21 protein-coding genes and 1 pseudogene are annotated in these 16,771 nt (G+C 70.2%); 13 read left to right on the top strand and 9 right to left on the bottom strand.

The window, feature by feature from the left end; all coding sequences use genetic code 11:
- Window positions 1–29: 29 nt before the first annotated feature.
- Window positions 30–479 (bottom strand): universal stress protein, encoded by a 450-nt coding sequence (locus NBT67_RS11055; RefSeq protein WP_251341776.1) that lies wholly within the window; start codon window positions 477–479, stop codon window positions 30–32.
- 146 nt (window positions 480–625) lie between these two features.
- Here NBT67_RS11055 and NBT67_RS11050 point away from each other — a divergent pair, with 146 nt between their 5' ends.
- A complete protein-coding gene (locus NBT67_RS11050; protein ID WP_251341775.1) occupies window positions 626–1,351 on the top strand; it encodes a bacterio-opsin activator domain-containing protein in 726 nt (241 codons plus the stop codon).
- A 90-nt stretch (window positions 1,352–1,441) separates the two neighbouring features.
- On the opposite strand, the gene NBT67_RS11045 is transcribed toward NBT67_RS11050, so the two are convergent.
- Window positions 1,442–1,966, bottom strand: coding sequence for an OsmC family protein (locus tag NBT67_RS11045; RefSeq protein ID WP_251341774.1), 525 nt, complete (start codon window positions 1,964–1,966; stop codon window positions 1,442–1,444).
- Window positions 1,967–2,225: 259 nt separating this feature from the next.
- On the opposite strand from NBT67_RS11045, the gene NBT67_RS11040 reads away from it, so the two are divergent.
- On the top strand, window positions 2,226–3,032 hold the full coding sequence (locus tag NBT67_RS11040; RefSeq protein WP_251341773.1) for a DUF7839 domain-containing protein: 807 nt from the start codon (window positions 2,226–2,228) through the stop codon (window positions 3,030–3,032).
- A 57-nt stretch (window positions 3,033–3,089) separates the two neighbouring features.
- Entirely contained in the window at window positions 3,090–4,367 is a 1,278-nt protein-coding gene (locus NBT67_RS11035) for an MBL fold metallo-hydrolase (RefSeq protein WP_251341772.1), read from the top strand.
- 51 nt (window positions 4,368–4,418) lie between these two features.
- Here NBT67_RS11035 and NBT67_RS11030 read toward each other — a convergent pair whose 3' ends face one another.
- Window positions 4,419–5,039 carry a hypothetical protein gene (locus tag NBT67_RS11030; RefSeq protein WP_251341771.1) on the bottom strand — a complete coding sequence of 207 codons (621 nt, stop codon included), beginning with the start codon at window positions 5,037–5,039 and terminating at the stop codon, window positions 4,419–4,421.
- 80 nt (window positions 5,040–5,119) lie between these two features.
- On the opposite strand from NBT67_RS11030, the gene NBT67_RS11025 reads away from it, so the two are divergent.
- On the top strand, window positions 5,120–5,905 hold the full coding sequence (locus NBT67_RS11025; protein WP_251341770.1) for a methionyl-tRNA formyltransferase: 786 nt from the start codon (window positions 5,120–5,122) through the stop codon (window positions 5,903–5,905).
- 6 nt (window positions 5,906–5,911) lie between these two features.
- Here NBT67_RS11025 and NBT67_RS11020 read toward each other — a convergent pair whose 3' ends face one another.
- From NBT67_RS11020 to NBT67_RS11010, 3 genes and pseudogenes are all read right to left on the bottom strand, one after another.
- Window positions 5,912–6,781 (bottom strand): class I SAM-dependent methyltransferase, encoded by an 870-nt coding sequence (locus NBT67_RS11020; protein ID WP_251341769.1) that lies wholly within the window; start codon window positions 6,779–6,781, stop codon window positions 5,912–5,914.
- Window positions 6,782–7,138: pseudogene (locus NBT67_RS11015) on the bottom strand (hypothetical protein); the annotation flags it as partial.
- A 321-nt stretch (window positions 7,139–7,459) separates the two neighbouring features.
- Window positions 7,460–8,182 (bottom strand): alanyl-tRNA editing protein, encoded by a 723-nt coding sequence (locus tag NBT67_RS11010; RefSeq protein WP_251341768.1) that lies wholly within the window; start codon window positions 8,180–8,182, stop codon window positions 7,460–7,462.
- 138 nt (window positions 8,183–8,320) lie between these two features.
- Here NBT67_RS11010 and NBT67_RS11005 point away from each other — a divergent pair, with 138 nt between their 5' ends.
- Window positions 8,321–9,169 (top strand): halocyanin domain-containing protein, encoded by an 849-nt coding sequence (locus tag NBT67_RS11005; RefSeq protein ID WP_251341767.1) that lies wholly within the window; start codon window positions 8,321–8,323, stop codon window positions 9,167–9,169.
- On the opposite strand, the gene NBT67_RS11000 is transcribed toward NBT67_RS11005, so the two are convergent.
- Both NBT67_RS11000 and NBT67_RS10995 read right to left on the bottom strand, forming a co-directional pair.
- Window positions 9,170–9,343 carry a hypothetical protein gene (locus NBT67_RS11000; RefSeq protein WP_251341766.1) on the bottom strand — a complete coding sequence of 58 codons (174 nt, stop codon included), beginning with the start codon at window positions 9,341–9,343 and terminating at the stop codon, window positions 9,170–9,172.
- A gap of 46 nt (window positions 9,344–9,389) precedes the next feature.
- Entirely contained in the window at window positions 9,390–9,968 is a 579-nt protein-coding gene (locus NBT67_RS10995; RefSeq protein ID WP_251341765.1) for a cysteine hydrolase family protein, read from the bottom strand.
- Between the two features lie 90 nt (window positions 9,969–10,058).
- Here NBT67_RS10995 and NBT67_RS10990 point away from each other — a divergent pair, with 90 nt between their 5' ends.
- A complete protein-coding gene (locus tag NBT67_RS10990; protein WP_251341764.1) occupies window positions 10,059–11,054 on the top strand; it encodes a radical SAM protein in 996 nt (331 codons plus the stop codon).
- Between the two features lie 56 nt (window positions 11,055–11,110).
- Here NBT67_RS10990 and NBT67_RS10985 read toward each other — a convergent pair whose 3' ends face one another.
- A complete protein-coding gene (locus NBT67_RS10985) occupies window positions 11,111–11,362 on the bottom strand; it encodes a DUF8151 family protein (protein WP_251341763.1) in 252 nt (83 codons plus the stop codon).
- 85 nt (window positions 11,363–11,447) lie between these two features.
- Between NBT67_RS10985 and NBT67_RS10980 the strand changes: the two genes are divergently transcribed.
- From NBT67_RS10980 to NBT67_RS10950, 7 genes are all read left to right on the top strand, one after another.
- The gene (locus tag NBT67_RS10980) at window positions 11,448–11,678 is read left to right on the top strand and encodes a DUF7860 family protein (protein ID WP_251341762.1); all 231 of its coding nucleotides are present in this window, start codon (window positions 11,448–11,450) and stop codon (window positions 11,676–11,678) included.
- 108 nt (window positions 11,679–11,786) lie between these two features.
- On the top strand, window positions 11,787–12,119 hold the full coding sequence (ahaH, locus tag NBT67_RS10975; protein WP_251341761.1) for an ATP synthase archaeal subunit H: 333 nt from the start codon (window positions 11,787–11,789) through the stop codon (window positions 12,117–12,119).
- Window positions 12,106–14,262 carry a V-type ATP synthase subunit I gene (locus NBT67_RS10970; RefSeq protein WP_251341760.1) on the top strand — a complete coding sequence of 719 codons (2,157 nt, stop codon included), beginning with the start codon at window positions 12,106–12,108 and terminating at the stop codon, window positions 14,260–14,262. Before ahaH ends, NBT67_RS10970 begins: the two co-directional genes overlap by 14 nt.
- A gap of 216 nt (window positions 14,263–14,478) precedes the next feature.
- On the top strand, window positions 14,479–14,802 hold the full coding sequence (locus NBT67_RS10965) for a F0F1 ATP synthase subunit C (RefSeq protein WP_425498839.1): 324 nt from the start codon (window positions 14,479–14,481) through the stop codon (window positions 14,800–14,802).
- A 21-nt stretch (window positions 14,803–14,823) separates the two neighbouring features.
- Window positions 14,824–15,405 carry a V-type ATP synthase subunit E gene (locus NBT67_RS10960; protein WP_251341759.1) on the top strand — a complete coding sequence of 194 codons (582 nt, stop codon included), beginning with the start codon at window positions 14,824–14,826 and terminating at the stop codon, window positions 15,403–15,405.
- Window positions 15,402–16,451 carry a V-type ATP synthase subunit C gene (locus NBT67_RS10955; protein WP_251341758.1) on the top strand — a complete coding sequence of 350 codons (1,050 nt, stop codon included), beginning with the start codon at window positions 15,402–15,404 and terminating at the stop codon, window positions 16,449–16,451. The genes NBT67_RS10960 and NBT67_RS10955 overlap by 4 nt, the downstream gene beginning before the upstream one ends.
- Entirely contained in the window at window positions 16,448–16,771 is a 324-nt protein-coding gene (locus NBT67_RS10950; protein ID WP_157689771.1) for a V-type ATP synthase subunit F, read from the top strand. Before NBT67_RS10955 ends, NBT67_RS10950 begins: the two co-directional genes overlap by 4 nt.

The following is a 16,771-nucleotide window of genomic DNA, read 5'->3' as shown; positions in this document are numbered from 1 at the left end:
GTTCGGTCGTGACCGCGGTCGGCGACGGCTCACTCCGCGTGGCGGACGATGTGGACGTCGTAGCGCGCGTCCGTCGAGAGCGGGTCGCCGACGCTCGTCATCGGCGACGAGACGCGCCCGGCGTTCTCGCTGCCAACGAAGATGATCGAGACGTCGAGTTCGGCGGCGACCGTCCGGATCGTCCGGGTCACGTCGTCCGTCGCCGTCGCCGTCGCGTCCTCGCTCTCGGTCGGTCGCTCGCACCGGAACGCCACTCCGTCGTCGACGGCCTTCACCCGCTGCTCGAACCGCGTACAGAGTTCGTCCGGGCGGTAGGCCTCGCCGGCGTCGATCCAGCCGCGCTCCTCCGCGAACGACCGGTCGTCCGGAACCACCGTGAGGGCGACGACGGCCTCGTCGCGACACGCCCCGAACTCGCAGGCCCGTTTCAGCGCCGTCTCCGCGAGTGCCGAGTCGTCGAATGGAACCAGTAGGGTCACGCACGCCGCTTCGCCCGCCTCGGTCTTATACTGTCCCCCCGTCCAGCCACCGAGTATTTGCCGACGGGGGACGAAGCCGGAACGGGTCGGTCCCCGCATCGAGCCGTGAGCCGAGCGTCGCGCGGCGGCCGACGGAGGCGCGTGCCATGAACTCGGACACCCCTCGATCCGACAGCATCACCGAAGTCGAGTTCGCGCTCCAGGACCCCGCGTACCCGATGGTCCACGCGGCGCGGGAACTCGACTGCCGGGTCGACGTCCTCGAGGCGATTCCGGCGACGAACGGGCGGGAACACACGCTCGAGTTCCTCGGCGTCGACGCCGAGGGGTCCGCCCGCGTCGTCGACGCCACGGCGGACTGTCCCCGGGCGCGACACGCCACCCTGCTGGAGCGACGCGACGGGGAGACGCTCCTCGAAGTCGCGGTGGCCGACGCCGTCGTGCAGTCGGTGGCCGACGCCGGCGCCGTCCTCTCGGAGGCCCACGCCGACGACGAGGAGTCCCGGCTGACCGTCTCCCTGCCGCCCACGCGGTCGGCGGAGGCCGTCGTCGAGGGCGTCCGTGCGTCCCACCCCTCGGTGCGGGTCGTCGCCGTCACCGAACGGCCGGTGGCGCCGCCGTTCCTGACCCCGCAGTGCTTTCGGACGGCCCTCCGCGCGCGACTCACCGACCGGCAGTGGCAGACCCTCCGCCTCGCGCACGAGGAGGGCTACTTCGAGCGGCCGCGCGACGTGTCCCAGTCGGCGCTGGCGGAGGGGATGGGCATCTGCCAGGAGACGGTCAGCCAGCACCTGCGGGCGGCCCAGCGACACCTGCTGTCGGTCGTCTTCGAGAACGACCTCGGGGACGGGACGCCACGGAGCGACGACTGAGACGGATCGTCGTACCTGTCCGCCGGTGGTTCGCCGAAGCCGGGAGCCGCCGGTACTGACGGACCATCCCCCGTGCGAGTGGGTCGACGCCTACAGCGGCGAGCCGTTCAGGACCGTCGTGCCGTCGAGGGGGAGCGCCGCCGAGAGCGTGCCGTGGACGTAACAGCGGGACTCGGCGGCGTCGACCAGGTCGCGGACCCGCTCCTCGGACGCGTCGGTCCGGAGGGTGGTCGTGTATCCGATCCGCTCGAAGTCCGCGGGCGCCTCGCGGAGGCCGAGCCCACCCCGGCGGTCGATCTCGCCGTCGACGTCGACCGCGAGTTCGTCGAGGTCGATCCCCATGCGGACGGCGTTGCGGACGTACTGCGCCTGGAGGCAGAAGGCGAAGCCGGCGAGGAAGTACCGGAGCGGACGGGGGGCTCGGCCGGTGCCGCCGACCTTGGAGACGGGTTCGTCGGCGTCGAAGACGAAGCCGTCGGCCCGGGCCCGGGCGTGGTAGTTCCGGAGCGTCTCCGTCTCGACCGAGGGACGGCCGGGTTTGAGTTCGCCGGCGTTCCGGAGGCCCTCGATGCGTCGGGTCAGCCGCTCCTGTAGGGTCGTGTCGACGACGGACATGGGTGGGAAACGGGGGTCGGTCAGTTAGGGGTTCCGACGGGGGTGGCGGGTCGTGGGGGCGGCGAGTCGCGGGCGGCGGCCCGACCGCCGACCGCCGACTGCCGACCGACGACCGCGGACTGCCGACCGGCAAGCCCCGTGGACTCCGAGACAAGCGTGGCTTCGCTAGTGAACGCCAGGTTGTGGCTCCGGGGCGAACACGACAAGTCAGCCCGGACTACGGCAAAGATACTTGTGGAGTGCGGTCGGAGGGAGGACGATGGCAGAACACGGCGACGGCGAGTCGGGCGTCCTGCGGAGCAAGCGCTCGGCGACGCGGTATCAGATCCTCGTGGGGATCGCGGAGCGACAGCCGGCCGTCAGTCAGCGGGAGATCGCCGACGACATCGGCATCACCGCGCAGGCGGTGAGCGACTACCTGCAGGGGTTGATCGAGGAGGGCTACGTCCGGAGCCCCGGCCGCGGCCGATACGAGGTGACCAAGGAGGGGGTCGACTGGCTCATCACGCGGACCGACGAACTCCGCGAGTTCGTCGCCCACGTCTCCGAGGACGTGATCGGCCAGGTGGAGATCGAAACCGCCCTCGCCACCGCCCCCATCTCGGAGGGCGAGACCGTCTCGCTGTCGATGCGGGACGGCGTCCTCCGGGCGACCCCCGGCGCGGCCGGGAGTACAACCGCGGTTGCAGTCACGGACGCCGATCCGGAACGGGACGTGGGCATCACCGACTTCGAGGGCGTCCTCGACTACGACCTCGGTCGGGTGACCGCCGTCTCGGTCCCTCGGGTGCAGGACGGCGGGAGCGCCGCCGTCGACGCCGCGTCGACGGCCGATCACGCCGCCGACGCGGACCTGGTGGCGACGGCCGGAACCGAGGCGCTCGCGGCCGCCCGGGCGGCGGGACTGGAGCCCGACGTCCGCTTCGGCACCCCGCAGGCGGTCGGGGAGGCCGCCGCCAGGGGGCTCGACGTCCTCCTGCTCGCCGTCGCCGACGAACTCTCGACGCATCTGGATCGCCTCCGCGACGGCAACATCAACTACGAGGTGGTCGACCCCGCGGAGTAGCGGGGGCTCGAACGAAAGCGACGAACCCAAACGGCGCGTGCGGCTACTGGACGCCACATGGACGTTCGTTTCCTCGGCGGGGCGGGCGAGGTCGGCCGGAGCGCGATCCTCGTCAACGACCGCCTCCTCATCGATTTCGGGATGCAGACCGGCAACCCACCCCAGTTCCCGGTCGAGACGCCGGATCCCGAGGCAGTCGTCGTCAGCCACGGCCACCTCGACCACGTCGGCGCCGTGCCGTCCCTGCTCTCGGGCGACCGTCGCCCGCCGATCCACTGGACGCCGCCGACGCGGGAGCTCGCGCTGACGCTCGCGCGCGACACGCTGAAGCTCCACGGCGGTACCTACGACTGCCCGTTCACCGAGGAGGAGGTCCGGCGCGTCACGGAGGTCTCGGAGACCCACGGCTACCGCGAGACGTTCGAGGCCGCGGGCCACGAGGTGACCTTCTACAACGCGGGCCACATCCCCGGGAGCGCGCACGTCCTCGTGGAGGACGGCGGGGCGCAGCGCGCCTCGGGCGCTCGGACGGGGTCCGACGACGGCGGCACGCGCCTGTTCTACACCGCGGACTTCCACACCGACGACCAGCGGCTGGTGTCGGCCTCCACCGCCCGGCCCGACGCCGACGTCGTCGTCTGTGAGAGCACCTACTCCGACGTGGAGCACGACCCCCGCGAGCGGATCGAATCGCGGTTCGTCGACAGCGTCCGCACGACCGTCTGGGAGGGTGGCACCGTCGTCGTCCCCGCGTTCGCCATCGGGCGGACACAGGAGCTGCTGTTGATCTGTGACGCCCACGACGTCGACTGTTACGTCGACGGGATGGGCAAGCGGGTAACCGAGATGCTCCGCCGCCACCCCGCGTTCGTTCGGGACGCGGACGCGCTTCGGCGGGCGAAATCGAACGCCAGGTTCGTCACCGGTCGCGACGGACAGCGGCGACGAATCGCGGCGCAAAACACGGTGATCGTGACGACCAGCGGGATGCTCTCCGGCGGCCCGGCGATGACGTACGTCCCCGAGATCAGGTCGCATCCGACGAACAAGATCACGCTGACGGGCTACCAGGTCGAGGGAACGCCCGGGCGCGACCTGCTGGAGACGGGGCGTGCCGAGATCGACGGCCGGGTGATGCCGGTCAGCGCACAGGTCGAGTGGTACGACTTCTCCGCGCACGCCGACCGCGAGGGGCTCCTGTCGCTGCTCGACGAGTATCGCGGGAGCCGCGTGCTCGTGAACCACGGGGATCGGTGCGGGGCGTTCGCCGAGGAACTCGCCGCCGACGGCTACGACGCGTCGGCGCCGGCGCTCGGCGAGGAGATCACGGTGTGAGCGTCCGGCGACCGGCGAGGGGACCGGCATCGATCACCTGGACGCGGCAGTTCACGTCGTGACGCGGGCGATGCGCCCGTCGCGGCGCCACGCCTCGTAGGCCTCGCGCAGGCCGCGGGGGTCGCGGAGCCGGAGGAGCGTGTGGGGGAACCGCCCGGGGAGCATCACGTCGGCGGTGTACAGCGGGGCGTCTTCGAGGCCGCCGTCGTCGCGTCGCGGCCGGACGAGCGTCGGGAACTCGCGGCCGAACGCCGGGGCGTGACCGGCCTGGTGCACCCGGAGGACCCGCGGCGCGTTCGGACAGACGTACACCTCGTTGCCGAGCGTGTAGCCGCGCAGACAGCGCGTCGCGAGCCACGTTCGCATCCCCCGGAGGAACGAGCCGGAGCGGATCGCGCGGTCCGGACTGCCGCCCGGGCCGTGGTGGGCGTCGAACGCCTTCAGGTAGCGGTACCAGTCGAGTTCGTACTCGACGAGTCGGGGGTCGGTTTCGGCCGGCGTCCGGGGGGCGTCCGTCCCGGTCGGACGAACCGCGGCGAGGAGCCGGTGCCACAGCGAGAGCGCGAGGACGACGCCACCGCCGGCGACGAGGACGGCGAGCGTCCGGGCACCGTCGGCGAGGAGCGCGCGGCCGAGCGGCTGGTCCGCGGAGGGTGGAGGCTGCGGGGCCATACGGGAGTCGTCCGCGGCGAGCGGAATAGGGTTTGTGCCGGGGCGGAACGTCTATGTCTCCGCGGGAGCGGGGTGGGGACGTGCGGGTCGTCGTCGTCACGAGCGAGGAACCCCTGTACATGCCGAGGTATCTCCGCCGAATCGTCGCGGCACACGCGGGGACGATAGACCGGATCGTCTGCCTGCCCTTCCCCGCGTCCTCGACGCGACAGCTCCGCGAGTACCGGGGCATGTACGGCCCCCGGGCCGGCGCCTGGATGGGGTGTCGCTACCTCCGGGGTCGGGGGCTGGCCGCGCTCCCCGGCCGTCTCGGCTGGCGGCTGACGGGGCGGCCCCACTCGGTCCGTGCGGTCGGGCGGCGACACGGCGTCCCCGTCGAGCGCGTGCCTGACGCGTCGGCACCGGGCGCAGTCGAGTATCTCCGGGGGCTCGATCCGGACCTCCTCCTGTCGGTCGTCGCCGGGCAACGGCTCCCGGGGCCCGTCCTCGACGCGGCGGCGGACGCCGTCAACCTCCACGGATCGCTCCTCCCGCGCTACCGGGGTCGGGCGACGGCGTTCTGGCCACTGTTCTACGGCGACGACCGAACGGGCGTCACCGCCCACCGGATGACCGAGCGGTTCGACGCCGGGCCGATCCTCGCCCGGCGCGAGTTCGCTATCGGGCCGACGGACACGGTGGACTCCGTCTACCGGAGGCTGGCGTCGACGGGGGCGGCGCTGGCGACCGAGTTGCTCGCCGACTACCCGGACCTTCCCGACGAGCGGCCGAACGAGCCGTCGGCGGACCCGGCCGAGTCGTACCACGGCCTCCCGACGGCCGCGGAGCGACGCGAGTTCCTCGCCCGCGGGAACGCGTTCCTGTGACGGGACCTACCGCTCGGCGACGACGACCACGTGACGGAGGTCCGGGAGCGCCTCGTGGGCGCGGCGCACCTGTTCGGTGACGGCCGACGGATCGAGGCCGAACCGGCGGAGGAGCGCGGCGAGCGGTCGGCCGTCGAACGCCCCCGCCAGCCCCAGATACAGCGTCGTCCACCGTCGGAACCGCCCGACGCTGTTGGCGGTGAGGTCCTCGACGGATCGGACGGTGAGCCCCGCCCCGTCGACGGCCGCCCGGTACGCGTCGACGGTCGGGAGCGGCGGCATGTCCCACGCGTCGGCGAAGGCGTCGACGGCCGCGCGGTCGGCGTCGTCGAGGTCGGACCGGGCGACCAGATCCGAGCAGACGGCGACCCCGTCGGGTTCGAGGACGCGCGCCAGTTCCGCGAAGACGGCGGCCTTCTCGGGGACGTAGACGAGCGCATCGACCGCCGTGCAGGCCGGGAGGGCGTCCGACCGGACGGGGAGGCGAGTGGCGTCGCCGACGACGAACGCCGCGTCGGGCCGTCCCGCGGCGGTGTCGGCGGCCCGGCGCACGTTGTACGACACGAGGTCGACGCCGACCACGTCGAAGCCGAAGCGGTCGGCGAGGTGGACGGCCGGCCCGCCACGCCCACAGCCGACGTCGAGGAGGCGGACCCCCGCCGTCTCGGGGAGCGCGGCCGCGAGGCGGCGCCCGACCACCCGGGCGAGGCGGGACTGACTCGATCCGACGACGTGGGGCAGGTACCACGGGGAGTAGCCGAGGTTGAGAAAGGCGTCGGTGTCGAGCACCAGATCGAACCCCCGCCAGACGTCCGCTCGCTCGCCGCGATAGGAGAACTGGTCGGCGATCCGTTCGCGGAGGTCGTCCCGTCCCATCTACCGGCGCTCGGACACCTCCGAGTAGCAGTACGCCGAGTCGTCGCAGTACGCGAGGTCGGCACAGCCCCGGGGTCGCTGGTAGTCGATGTCCTTGTGCCGGCGGAGATACGTCACGTAGCCGTCGTCGACGCGGTCGAGGACGTCGTGACAGACCCACTTCTCGCCGACCCACGTCGCGGCGAGGTTCCGGTAGGGACACAGGAAGACCGTTCGCTCCGTGTCGTCGACGCGCGGCGTCTCGACGATCCTCACGCCGACGAGCCGGTAGGCCACCCGGAGGCGGCGGACCACGGCCGTCGGCGTGGACGCGCCGAGAAAGAGGACGTGGGCGATGGCGTAGCCGAGCGCGTGCAGGGTCGCTCTGAGCATACCGACCGCTACGGCACACGTCCCGAAATACGTGACCCCGCCCCGTCCGAGGGCGGTGGACGGATCACGGCCGACGCCCCGCCGGCGGCCGCGTCACCGGACGACACGGTCGCTGCGGGGCCGGCCAACCGGGCGATTCCACACCACCTCGCCGTCGGACGTGGCTCCCAAACAGGGTGTTCGAGGCATGTCGCGGCCTGCTTGGAAGCCGTTCGAACATAACAGCCGAGGAGCATAAATCTGTCTTGGCTGGGGGCGAGCGCCCGGCTCGGGACGCACGACCCAGACGGGACGGCGGTCGGGCGATCACGGCGTCAGGTCGTACTCGATCCGCTCGACGTCCGTTCCCTTCGCGGCGCGGTCCGTGATCCGGACGGTTCCCACCTCGCCGAGGCGGTCGACGTGCGTCCCGCCACAGGGACACAGGTCGAAGTCGCCGATTTCGACGACTCGAAGCGGATCGACGTCCCCGGGGATCAGGTCGAGTTGCGCCCGACCCTCGGGCACCGCGTCCTCGACGGCCCCGCGGAGGCGCTCCGACTTCTCGACGGGGAGGTCCCGGTCCAGCACCGCGTTCGTCCGGCGCTCGATGGCGGCCAGGTCCGCGTCGTCGAAGGCCGCCGGTTCGACGTCGACGCGGGCGCCGTCGACCGAGATTCGATTCCCCACCGTCGCCGCCCCGTAGTCGTCGAGGACGACCCGCGAGACGACGTGCTGGGCGGTGTGCATCCGGCGGAGTCGGTCGCGGCGGTCGGCGTCGATCCGCCCGGTGACGGTCGCCCCCGGCGCCGGGGGATCACCCTCGACGTCCCCGAGGTAGTGGCGCACGTCGCCGTGGTTCTTCTCGGCGTCGACGACGGCCGCCCGGCCGCCGTCCCACGAGAGCGTGCCCCGGTCGGGGGGTTGCCCGCCGCCGCCGGGGTAGAAGTGCGTCCCGTCGAGGACGAGGTAGTCGTCGGTCGCGCCGGTCACGGTCGCCTCGAACTCGGTGACGCCGTCGGCGTCGGGGAGGTAGCGGAGTTCGGTCACGGGTGCGGGGAGGCGCCGGACGGACAAAAGGGTACAGACCGGGGGGAATCCGCCGGACCGCACGGTTCCCAAGGTCCGGGAACGCGACGCGGGGTACTTTACGCGCCGTCGGCCACTCCGAGGGGAGGTGTGTGAGCTATGCACGATCCGTCCGATTGGTCCCGGCGCGAGTTCGTGGTCGCCTCCCTCGCCGGCACCGGCGCGCTGGCCGGGTGTACGGCACGAGGGCAACCCGCAGACGACACGTCCGCGGCCGCCGACGAGTCGAGCGGCTGTCTCGACGACTGGCTGGCCGACGCGAACGGCTACGAGGGGGTGATCGAGCGGTACGCGCCCGACCAGGAGGTCACGGTGACCGTCGGCGAGAGCCTCGGCGCGGGTCACACCGACGACGCGTTCGGTCCCGCGGCCGTCCGGGTCGTCCCCGGGACGACGGTCACGTGGGAGTGGAGCGGGCACGGTGACCCCGCCAACGTCGTCGCCGTCGACGGCGCCTTCGACAGCGGGGAGCCCGTCGGCGTCCACGGCTACACGTTCAGCCACACGTTCGACGAGACGGGCACGTACCGCTACGTCTCCGAGCCGACCCGCGAGGCTGGCATGGTCGGCGCCGTCGTCGTCGCCGACCCGCCGTCGAGCGGCTACCCGGCGGTGGACGAGTGGCTCGCGGGCGTGAACGTCTACGACGGCACGGTCGTCGACTGGCGCGACCACTCCTCGCCGCTCGTCACCGTCGGCTCCGCCGAGGGCGAGAGCGAGTTCACGTTCTCGCCGCCGGCGGTCCGGGTGTCGACGGGGACGACCGTCCGCTGGGTGTGGACCGGCGGCCCCCACGCCGTCGCCTTCGAGGACGTCGACGTCGAGAGCGACGTCCACACGGAGCCCGGGGTCCGGTTCGAACACACGTTCGCGGAGGCCGGGGTCTACCGCTACGCCTGTGCCCCCCACCACGCCCTGGGGGCGAAGGGCGCGGTCGTCGTCGAGTAGCTACTCCGGGGGCGCCAGCGGCCCGAACTCGTCGACCGGCATCGCGGAGTCGTCGACGCCGAGGGCGTGGCGGCGGCGCGGACCACCCCGCTCCGGCCGGTCGCCGTGTTCGTCCGCGAAGGCGTCGCTCCGGTCCACCGGTGTCTCGGGCATCGAGACGCCGACGACCGTCACGTATCACCTCGGCGCCGCTCGAACGAGACGCGTCGCTGTCCGCCGGTCAGCAGGTCGGCAGGAACTCGACGGCGTCGACGGTGGTCGTCTCGCCGAACAGCCAGTCGGCGTGATCGATGGCGTACTCGTGGTCCGACTCCTCGATGTAGCCGATGGCGTCCTCGACGAGGACGGGTCGGTAGTCCCGCAGCCCCGCGCTGCCCGCGGTGTGGAGGACGCAGACGTTGGCGAGGGTGCCACAGACGAGCAGGTCGTCGACCCCCCGCGCGGAGAGCCAGCCGTCGAGTTCCGTCCCGTGGAACGCGTCGTAGGTGTGTTTCTCGACGACGTGATCCGCCAGCCCGGCGAGTTCGTCGACGACCCGTGCCTCCCAGGACCCCTCGACGACGTGTTCGCCCCAGCGCTCGAACTCGTCGTAGTAGTGGGCATCGTCGAACTGCTCGGGCGGGTGGACGTCCCGCGTGTAGACGACCCGGGCGCCGGCCTCGCGGGCCGCATCGACCAGCGACGACACCTCGTCGACGACCGCCTCGCTCGGCGGCGCGTAGAGGCTGCCGTCGGGGTGACAGAAGCCGTTCTGCATGTCGACGACGACCACCGCCGTGGTGTCTGGATCGTACGGCATGGCCGCGGCTAGGGCGGCGGGGGTGGTAAACCGTCGGGTCGTCGCGTACCGACGGGTTTTCCCGCCTCGGCGTTCTGTTCCCGGCAACGAATGATCTCGAAGGGCTGTGAACAGTGCGCCAAGGGCGGGAAGATGGTGCTGTTCGTCTACGGCTACTGCGACCAGCGCGACTGTTTCTACTGCCCGCTCGGGGAGAATCGCAAGAACGTCGATACGGTCTACGCCAACGAGCGCGAGGTCGAGTCCGACGAGGACGTGTTGACCGAAGCGCGCCGGATGGACGCGCTCGGCACCTCCATCACCGGCGGGGAACCGCAGGAGGCGCTGGACCGCACCTGTCACTACCTCTCCCTGCTGAAAGAGGAGTTCGGCGAGGACCACCACACCCACCTCTACACCGGCATCACGGGCGGCCGGGAGAACATGCGCCGCCTCTCGGCGGCGGGGCTGGACGAGATTCGCTTCCACCCGCCGCTCGATCTGTGGGGTGACCTCCACGGCACCGAGTGGGAGGACATCCTCCACGTCGCCCGCGAGGAGGGTCTCACCCCGGCGTTCGAGATTCCCGGGATCCGCGCCGAACCCGAGTTTCTGGAGTTCCTGGACGAGGGCGCAGCCGAGTTCTGTAACGTCAACGAGTTCGAGATGTCCGACGGCAACTACCGGCGGATGCAGGAGAAAGGCTACGACCTCCGCGAGGGACACATGAGCGCCGTCGAGTCGCCGAAAGAGGAGATCCTCGACGTGATGGGGGATCACGACCGGGTCTACTTCTGCACCTCGGTGTTCAAGGACGCCGCCCAGCACCGCCGTCGGCTGAAGCGGATGGCCCGGCAGATCCGGCGGGAGTTCGACGAGGTGACGGACGACGGCACGCTGGTCTACGGCAAGACGTGGGTGACCGAGGAGCGCCTGCGCGACCTGGGCGTCCCCGAGGAGTTCTACACGGTCAAGTCGGACCACGTCGAACTGGCGTGGTGGCTGCTGGAGGAGATGGTCGACGAGGGCGACGTGGGCGAGGGCGAAATCGTCGAGCAGTACCCCACCGTCGACGGGACGGTGGTGGAGCGCACGCCGCTGGCGTGAGGGTCGACTCCGCGTTCGAGTGCGAGAGCGACGCCGAGCGAAACGAGATCCGGTCTCTACTCCGCCAGCCGCCGCTGGACCGCCGCCAGTTTCGGCCGGAACTTGTCGGTGCCCATGAGGTAGGCGAAGTAGAACGCCATCGCGCCCATGAACGCTAGCCACGCGCCGAGTTTGACCTGCCCGCTCTCGACGGTCGTCAGCGCGAAGCGCTCGATGTACAGGCCGGCGACCGACAGGCCGACGCTGCCGAGGGCGAAAGCGAGGAGTTCGACCAGTTGGGGGAGCAGTTCGAGCAGTGTCGAGTTCATAGTGGGTCGGAGAAGGCTCCCCGTCGTGGCTCTTTCGGTCGCGCGAAACCGAAGCTTCTTGCTCGGCAGGGCACGACTGCCGCCCATGACTGGACGGTACGGTGACCTCGACTATTCGGCGTGGACGAAACGGGGCACACTGCTCGGCCTGTGTCTGTTCGCGGCCGGCGCCCTCGGGGAACTCGCGGTGCACGCGATGGGACTGCAACTGCCGGCGTGGGAGGCGACGCTGCTGTTCGACGCCGAGGTGGTCGGCCTGCTCCTCTTCCTGCTGTCGCCGCTCGTGTTCGGCGTGTTGCTCCCCCTGACGGAGTAGCGGGGGGCTCGATTCGCCGGCGTCGGGGAGTAGCCGCCGCGAACGCCGGCGACGACGTTCCGCAAACACCTTATATCCGATCCCCGCAACGTTCCAACGATCAGTAGTATGCCGAGACCAGAGGTTCTCGAACGGATCAAGGAGGCCGAGGCCGAGGCCGAACAGATCGTCGAGGAGGCCGAGGCGGACCGGGAGGAACGGATCGCCGAGGCGCGGGAGCGGGCCGACGAGATCCGCGCCGAGGCCGAATCGGAGGCCGAGGAGATGGCCGAGCAGCGTCTCGAGGAGGCCGAATCGGAGATCGAGGCCCGGGCGGCCGAGATCCGGGAGGAAGGGGAGGCGGCCCGGGAGGAACTCATCGCCCAGGCGGAAGAACGGATGGACGAGGCGGTCGAATTCGCCATCACACAGTTCGAGGAGGCGGTGCATGCTCAGACCTGAACGGATGAGCAAAGTGTCGGTGACGGGGTCGAAAGCGGTCATGGACGACGTCGTCGAGGCGGTCCACGACTGCAACCTGCTTCACGTCACCGAGTACGACGGGTCCTGGGAGGGGTTCGAACCGGGGAACCCGATCGACGGCGCCGAGGAGGCCTCCGACAAACTGGTGACCGTCCGCTCCATCGAGAGCATCCTCGACGTCGACGGGGAGGACGCGGGGCCGACCCGGATCGTCACCGAGGACGCCCTCGAGGACGAACTCGAGGAGATCCGCGAGCGCGTCAACGAACTCGAGGACCGACGCGACGAGATCCGGAGCGACCTGAACGAGGTCGAGGAGCGGCTCTCGGCCGTCGAGCCCTTCGCGACGCTCGGCATCGACCTCGACTTGCTCTCGGGATACGACACGCTCGACGTGGTCGTCGGCGAGGGAAAGGCCGACGCCGTCGAGCGCGCGATGGCCGACGCGGACGGCGTCGACGACGTCCAGGTGTTCGCCGAGGACGGCGTCGTCGCCATCTTCGCCCGCCCGGTCGAGGGCGCCGACGACGTGATCACCGACGCCCTGGTGGGCGTCGACTTCACGGCGCTGGAGGTGCCCGACGCCGAGGGCTCCCCCGAGGAGTACGTCGCCGACCTCGAACACCGAAAGCAGCAACTCGAATCGAAGCGCCGGACCGTCGAGGACGAACTCGAGGAGGTGAAACTCGACGCCGCGGGCTTCCTGCTCGCCGCCGAGGAGAAACTCTCCATCGACGTCCAGAAGCGGGAGGCGCCGCTCTCCTTCGCGACGACGGACAACGCCTTCGTCGCCGAGGGGTGGATCCCGACCGACGAGTACACCGGCTTCGCCGCGGCGATCACCGACGCGGTGGGCGACCACGCCGAAGTCGAGGAACTGGAGCGCGCGGAGTTCGACTCCCACGGCGGCGAGGCACACCGCGAGGACGTCTCCGGGAGCGTCGAGGGCGGGGCCGCCGCCTCCACGTCAGCCGACGGCGGTGACGAGGAGGTGCGCGCCGACGGCGGCGGCGTCGTGATGAACGACGACGACCCGCCGGTCATCCAGAACAACCCCGGACTGGTCAAGCCGTTCGAGGTGCTCACCGGCGCGGTGAGCCGCCCGAAGTACGACGAGTTCGACCCGACGGTCATCCTGTTTCTGACCTTCCCGGCCTTCTTCGGGTTCATGATCGGTGACGTCGGCTACGGGGTGATCTACACCCTGATCGGCTACTACCTCTACACCAACTTCGACAGTCAGGCGTTCAAGAGCATGGGCGGGGTGACGATCTTCTGTGGCGCCTTCACGATACTCTTCGGCATCCTCTACGGCGAGATCTTCGGCACCCACCAGGTCTCGTACCTCCTCTGGGGCGGACACGCACCCCTCCACAAGGGCCTCCAGCCGGCCTACCTCACCTGGGCGCAGGCGTGGCTGGTCATCAGCGTCCTGGCCGGCGTCATGCATCTCAACGTCGGCTGGCTGTTCGACTTCGTGGAGAACTACCAGCTTCACGACGTCAAGCACGCGGTCCTCGAGAGCGGGTCGTGGCTCCTGATGCTCAACGGGCTGTGGGTGTGGGTGTTCTCGGAACACGCCCGGAACTCCAAGCCCGGCCTGCTGTACTCGGTGTGGGAGGCCTTCGGGCTCGGGACCGGCGGCTTGCCCCCGACGGTGGGGGTCGTCGGCGCCGTGCTCTTCGGCCTCGGCCTCGTGTTGCTGATCGTCGGCGAACCCGTCGAGGCAATCGAGTTCCTCAACGTGTTCGTGAACGCGCTGTCGTACACACGGATCGCCGCCGTGCTGCTCGCGAAGGCGGGGATGGCCTTCACGGTCAACCTGCTGTTCTTCGGGGCGTACGTCGACAGCGAGGGCGCGTACCACTTCATCTACGGCAGCCACGAGGGCGGCGCGATGTTCCCCGGACTCCTGCACATGGATCCAGCGGCGGTGATGCTCCCGCTCGGAATCCTGGTCCTCGTGCTCGGTCACCTGCTCGTCCTCGCGCTCGGCGTCACGAGCGCCGGCCTGCAGGCCGTGCGTCTCGAGTACGTCGAGTTCTTCGGGAAGTTCTACGAGGGCGGCGGCCGCGAGTACGAACCGTTCGGCTACGAGCGGACGTACACGACCGAGGACTGATCCTCGGGCCGTCCCCTCCGTCCTCCCGTCGCCAACCCGTCACCAGCGGCGTCACCGCGGTGTCGGGCGGATGCCACGGGGGCGGATGCTGACAACGCTTCCCATGGATTCGCCCGAAATCACCGGTTGCAACGGTCAGAGTGGCCGTCTGTTTTGGGAAGTTTTATGGCTGGCCTATACGGACGTGTGCCTGTTCGGAAACCCGAAGTGACCCCAATGCTCGAAGCTACTTCACAACTCGCGACGGTCGTACTGCAGAACAACGCCACGTCCTTCCCCGCGATCCCGGCCAACGCCGCCGCGGCGCTCGCGGTCGGTCTGGCCGCGCTCGGTGCGGGGTATGCCGAGCGCGGGATCGGTGCGGCCGCCGTCGGCGCCGTCGCCGAGGACGAGGACATGTTCGTTCGGGGCCTGATTTTCACAGTCCTGCCGGAGACGCTGGTGATCCTGGCGCTGGTTACCCTGTTCCTCACGACGGGGATCCCGTGGGACACGGCCGATCCGTTCCTCGACTCCGTCTTCGCCGCGGCTGGTAACTAACTCCCCCCGGTTCTCTCCACTATGAGTTTGGAAACAGTCGCCGAGGACATCCGGGACGAGGCCCGCGCGCGTGCGGAGGAGATCCGCGAGGAGGGCGAGGAACGCGCCGCGGACATCGTCGCGGATGCCGAGGCCGACGCCGAGGAGATCCTCGAGGAGCGCGAGGCCGAGGTCGAGCGCGAGATCGAACAACAGCGCGAGCAGGCCGTCTCCAGCGCGAAACTCGAGGCCAAGCAGGCCCGACTGGAGGCCCGCCGCGACGCACTCGAGGACGTCCGCGAGGAGGTCGAGGCCGCCATCGCCGACATCGATGGCGAGCGCCGACGGTCGCTCACGGCGTCGCTGCTCGACGCGGCCGCCGCGGAGTTCGACGAGGGCGAGTCGGTGTCGGTCTACGGCCGCGCGGACGACGAGGAACTGCTCGAAGACCTGACCGAGGGTTACGACGGCTTCAGCGTCGCCGGGGAGTACGACTGCCTGGGCGGCGTCGTCGTCGAGAGCGAGGAGTCACGGGTCCGCGTGAACAACACCTTCGACTCGATCCTCGAGACGGTCTGGGAGGACAACTTGAAGGAACTGAGTGACCGACTGTTCGAGCGATGAGCGCGAGCCCCGGCGGTTCGAATCCGGAGTACGTCACCACCCGCGTTCGGTCGCGCCGAGCGTCGCTGTTCAGCGACGACGACTACCGGAAGCTGATTCGCATGGGGCCGGCGGAGATCGCCCGCTTCATGGAGGAGTCGGAGTACGAGCGCGAGATCAACGCGCTCGGCGCGCGCCACTCGGGGGTCGACCTCATCGAGTACGCGCTCAACCGGAACCTCGCGAAACACTTCAACGACCTGCTGGACTGGGCCGACGGTCGGCTCTACGACCTGATCGCCCGGTACCTGCGGAAGTTCGACGCGTGGAACGTCAAGACGGTGCTCCGGGGCATTTACTCCAACGCCGACCGCGAGGAGGTCGAGACCGACCTCATCCGGGCGGGCGAACTCGACGACCGGCTGCTCGACCGTCTGCTCGACGCGGGCTCCATCGAGGAGGTCATCGACCTCCTCGACCGGACGATGTTCGCGGACCCGCTCCGGGAGGCGCTGGAGGCCTACGAGGAGAGCGGCGTCCTCGTGCCGCTGGAGAACGCGGTCGACCGCGTCTTCTACGAGCAACTGCTTTCGGAACTGGTCGTCGACGAGGCGACCGAGACCTACCGGGAGTTCCTCGAGGCGGAGATCGACTTCCGGAACGCGCGGAACGCGCTCCGGCTGGCCCGGAGCGGGGCCGACGTCGACCCCTCGGAGTATTACATCGAGGGCGGTCGACTGTTCTCCGCGGGCGAGTTGAGCGCGCTGGCGTCGAACGTGGACGAACTCGTCGCGACGATCCGCGAGAGCACGTACGGTGACGACCTCGACGAGGCGCTCGCGGAGTTCGAGCAGGCCGACAGCCTGATCGCGTTCGAGCGGGCGCTCGACGCCGCGTTGCTCGAATACTCGGAGCAGCTCGGCTTCGTCCACCCGCTGTCGGTGGCGCCGATCATCTCCTACATCCTCGCCAAGGAGCGCGAGGTGGACAACATCCGCGCCATCGCCCGCGGCCGCGAGGCCGGGCTGTCCGAGGACGAGATCGAGGAGGAACTGGTGATCCTATGAGCCAGGAAATCGCCGTCATCGGGAGCCCCGATTTCACGACGGGCTTCCGACTCGCGGGCGTGCGGAAGTTCGAGAACGTACCGGACGAGGAGAAAGACGACGCACTCGACGAGGCCGTCATGCGGACGCTCGACGACGACGACGTCGGCATCGTCGTGATGCACGACGACGACATGGCGCATCTCTCCCGGGAGGCCCGGGAGGCCGTCGAGGGCAGCATCGAACCGGTGCTGGTCACCCTGGGTGGCGGCGCCGGCAGCGGCGGCCTGCGCGAGCAGATCAAGCGAGCCATCGGTATCGACCTGATGGAGGAAGACTAA

The organism is Haloplanus sp. GDY1 (assembly GCF_023703775.1).
GTDB lineage: Archaea > Halobacteriota > Halobacteria > Halobacteriales > Haloferacaceae > Haloplanus > Haloplanus halophilus.
Note: the sequence above shows the minus strand (reverse complement) of the source record. Positions and strands in the feature narration are given on the sequence as shown.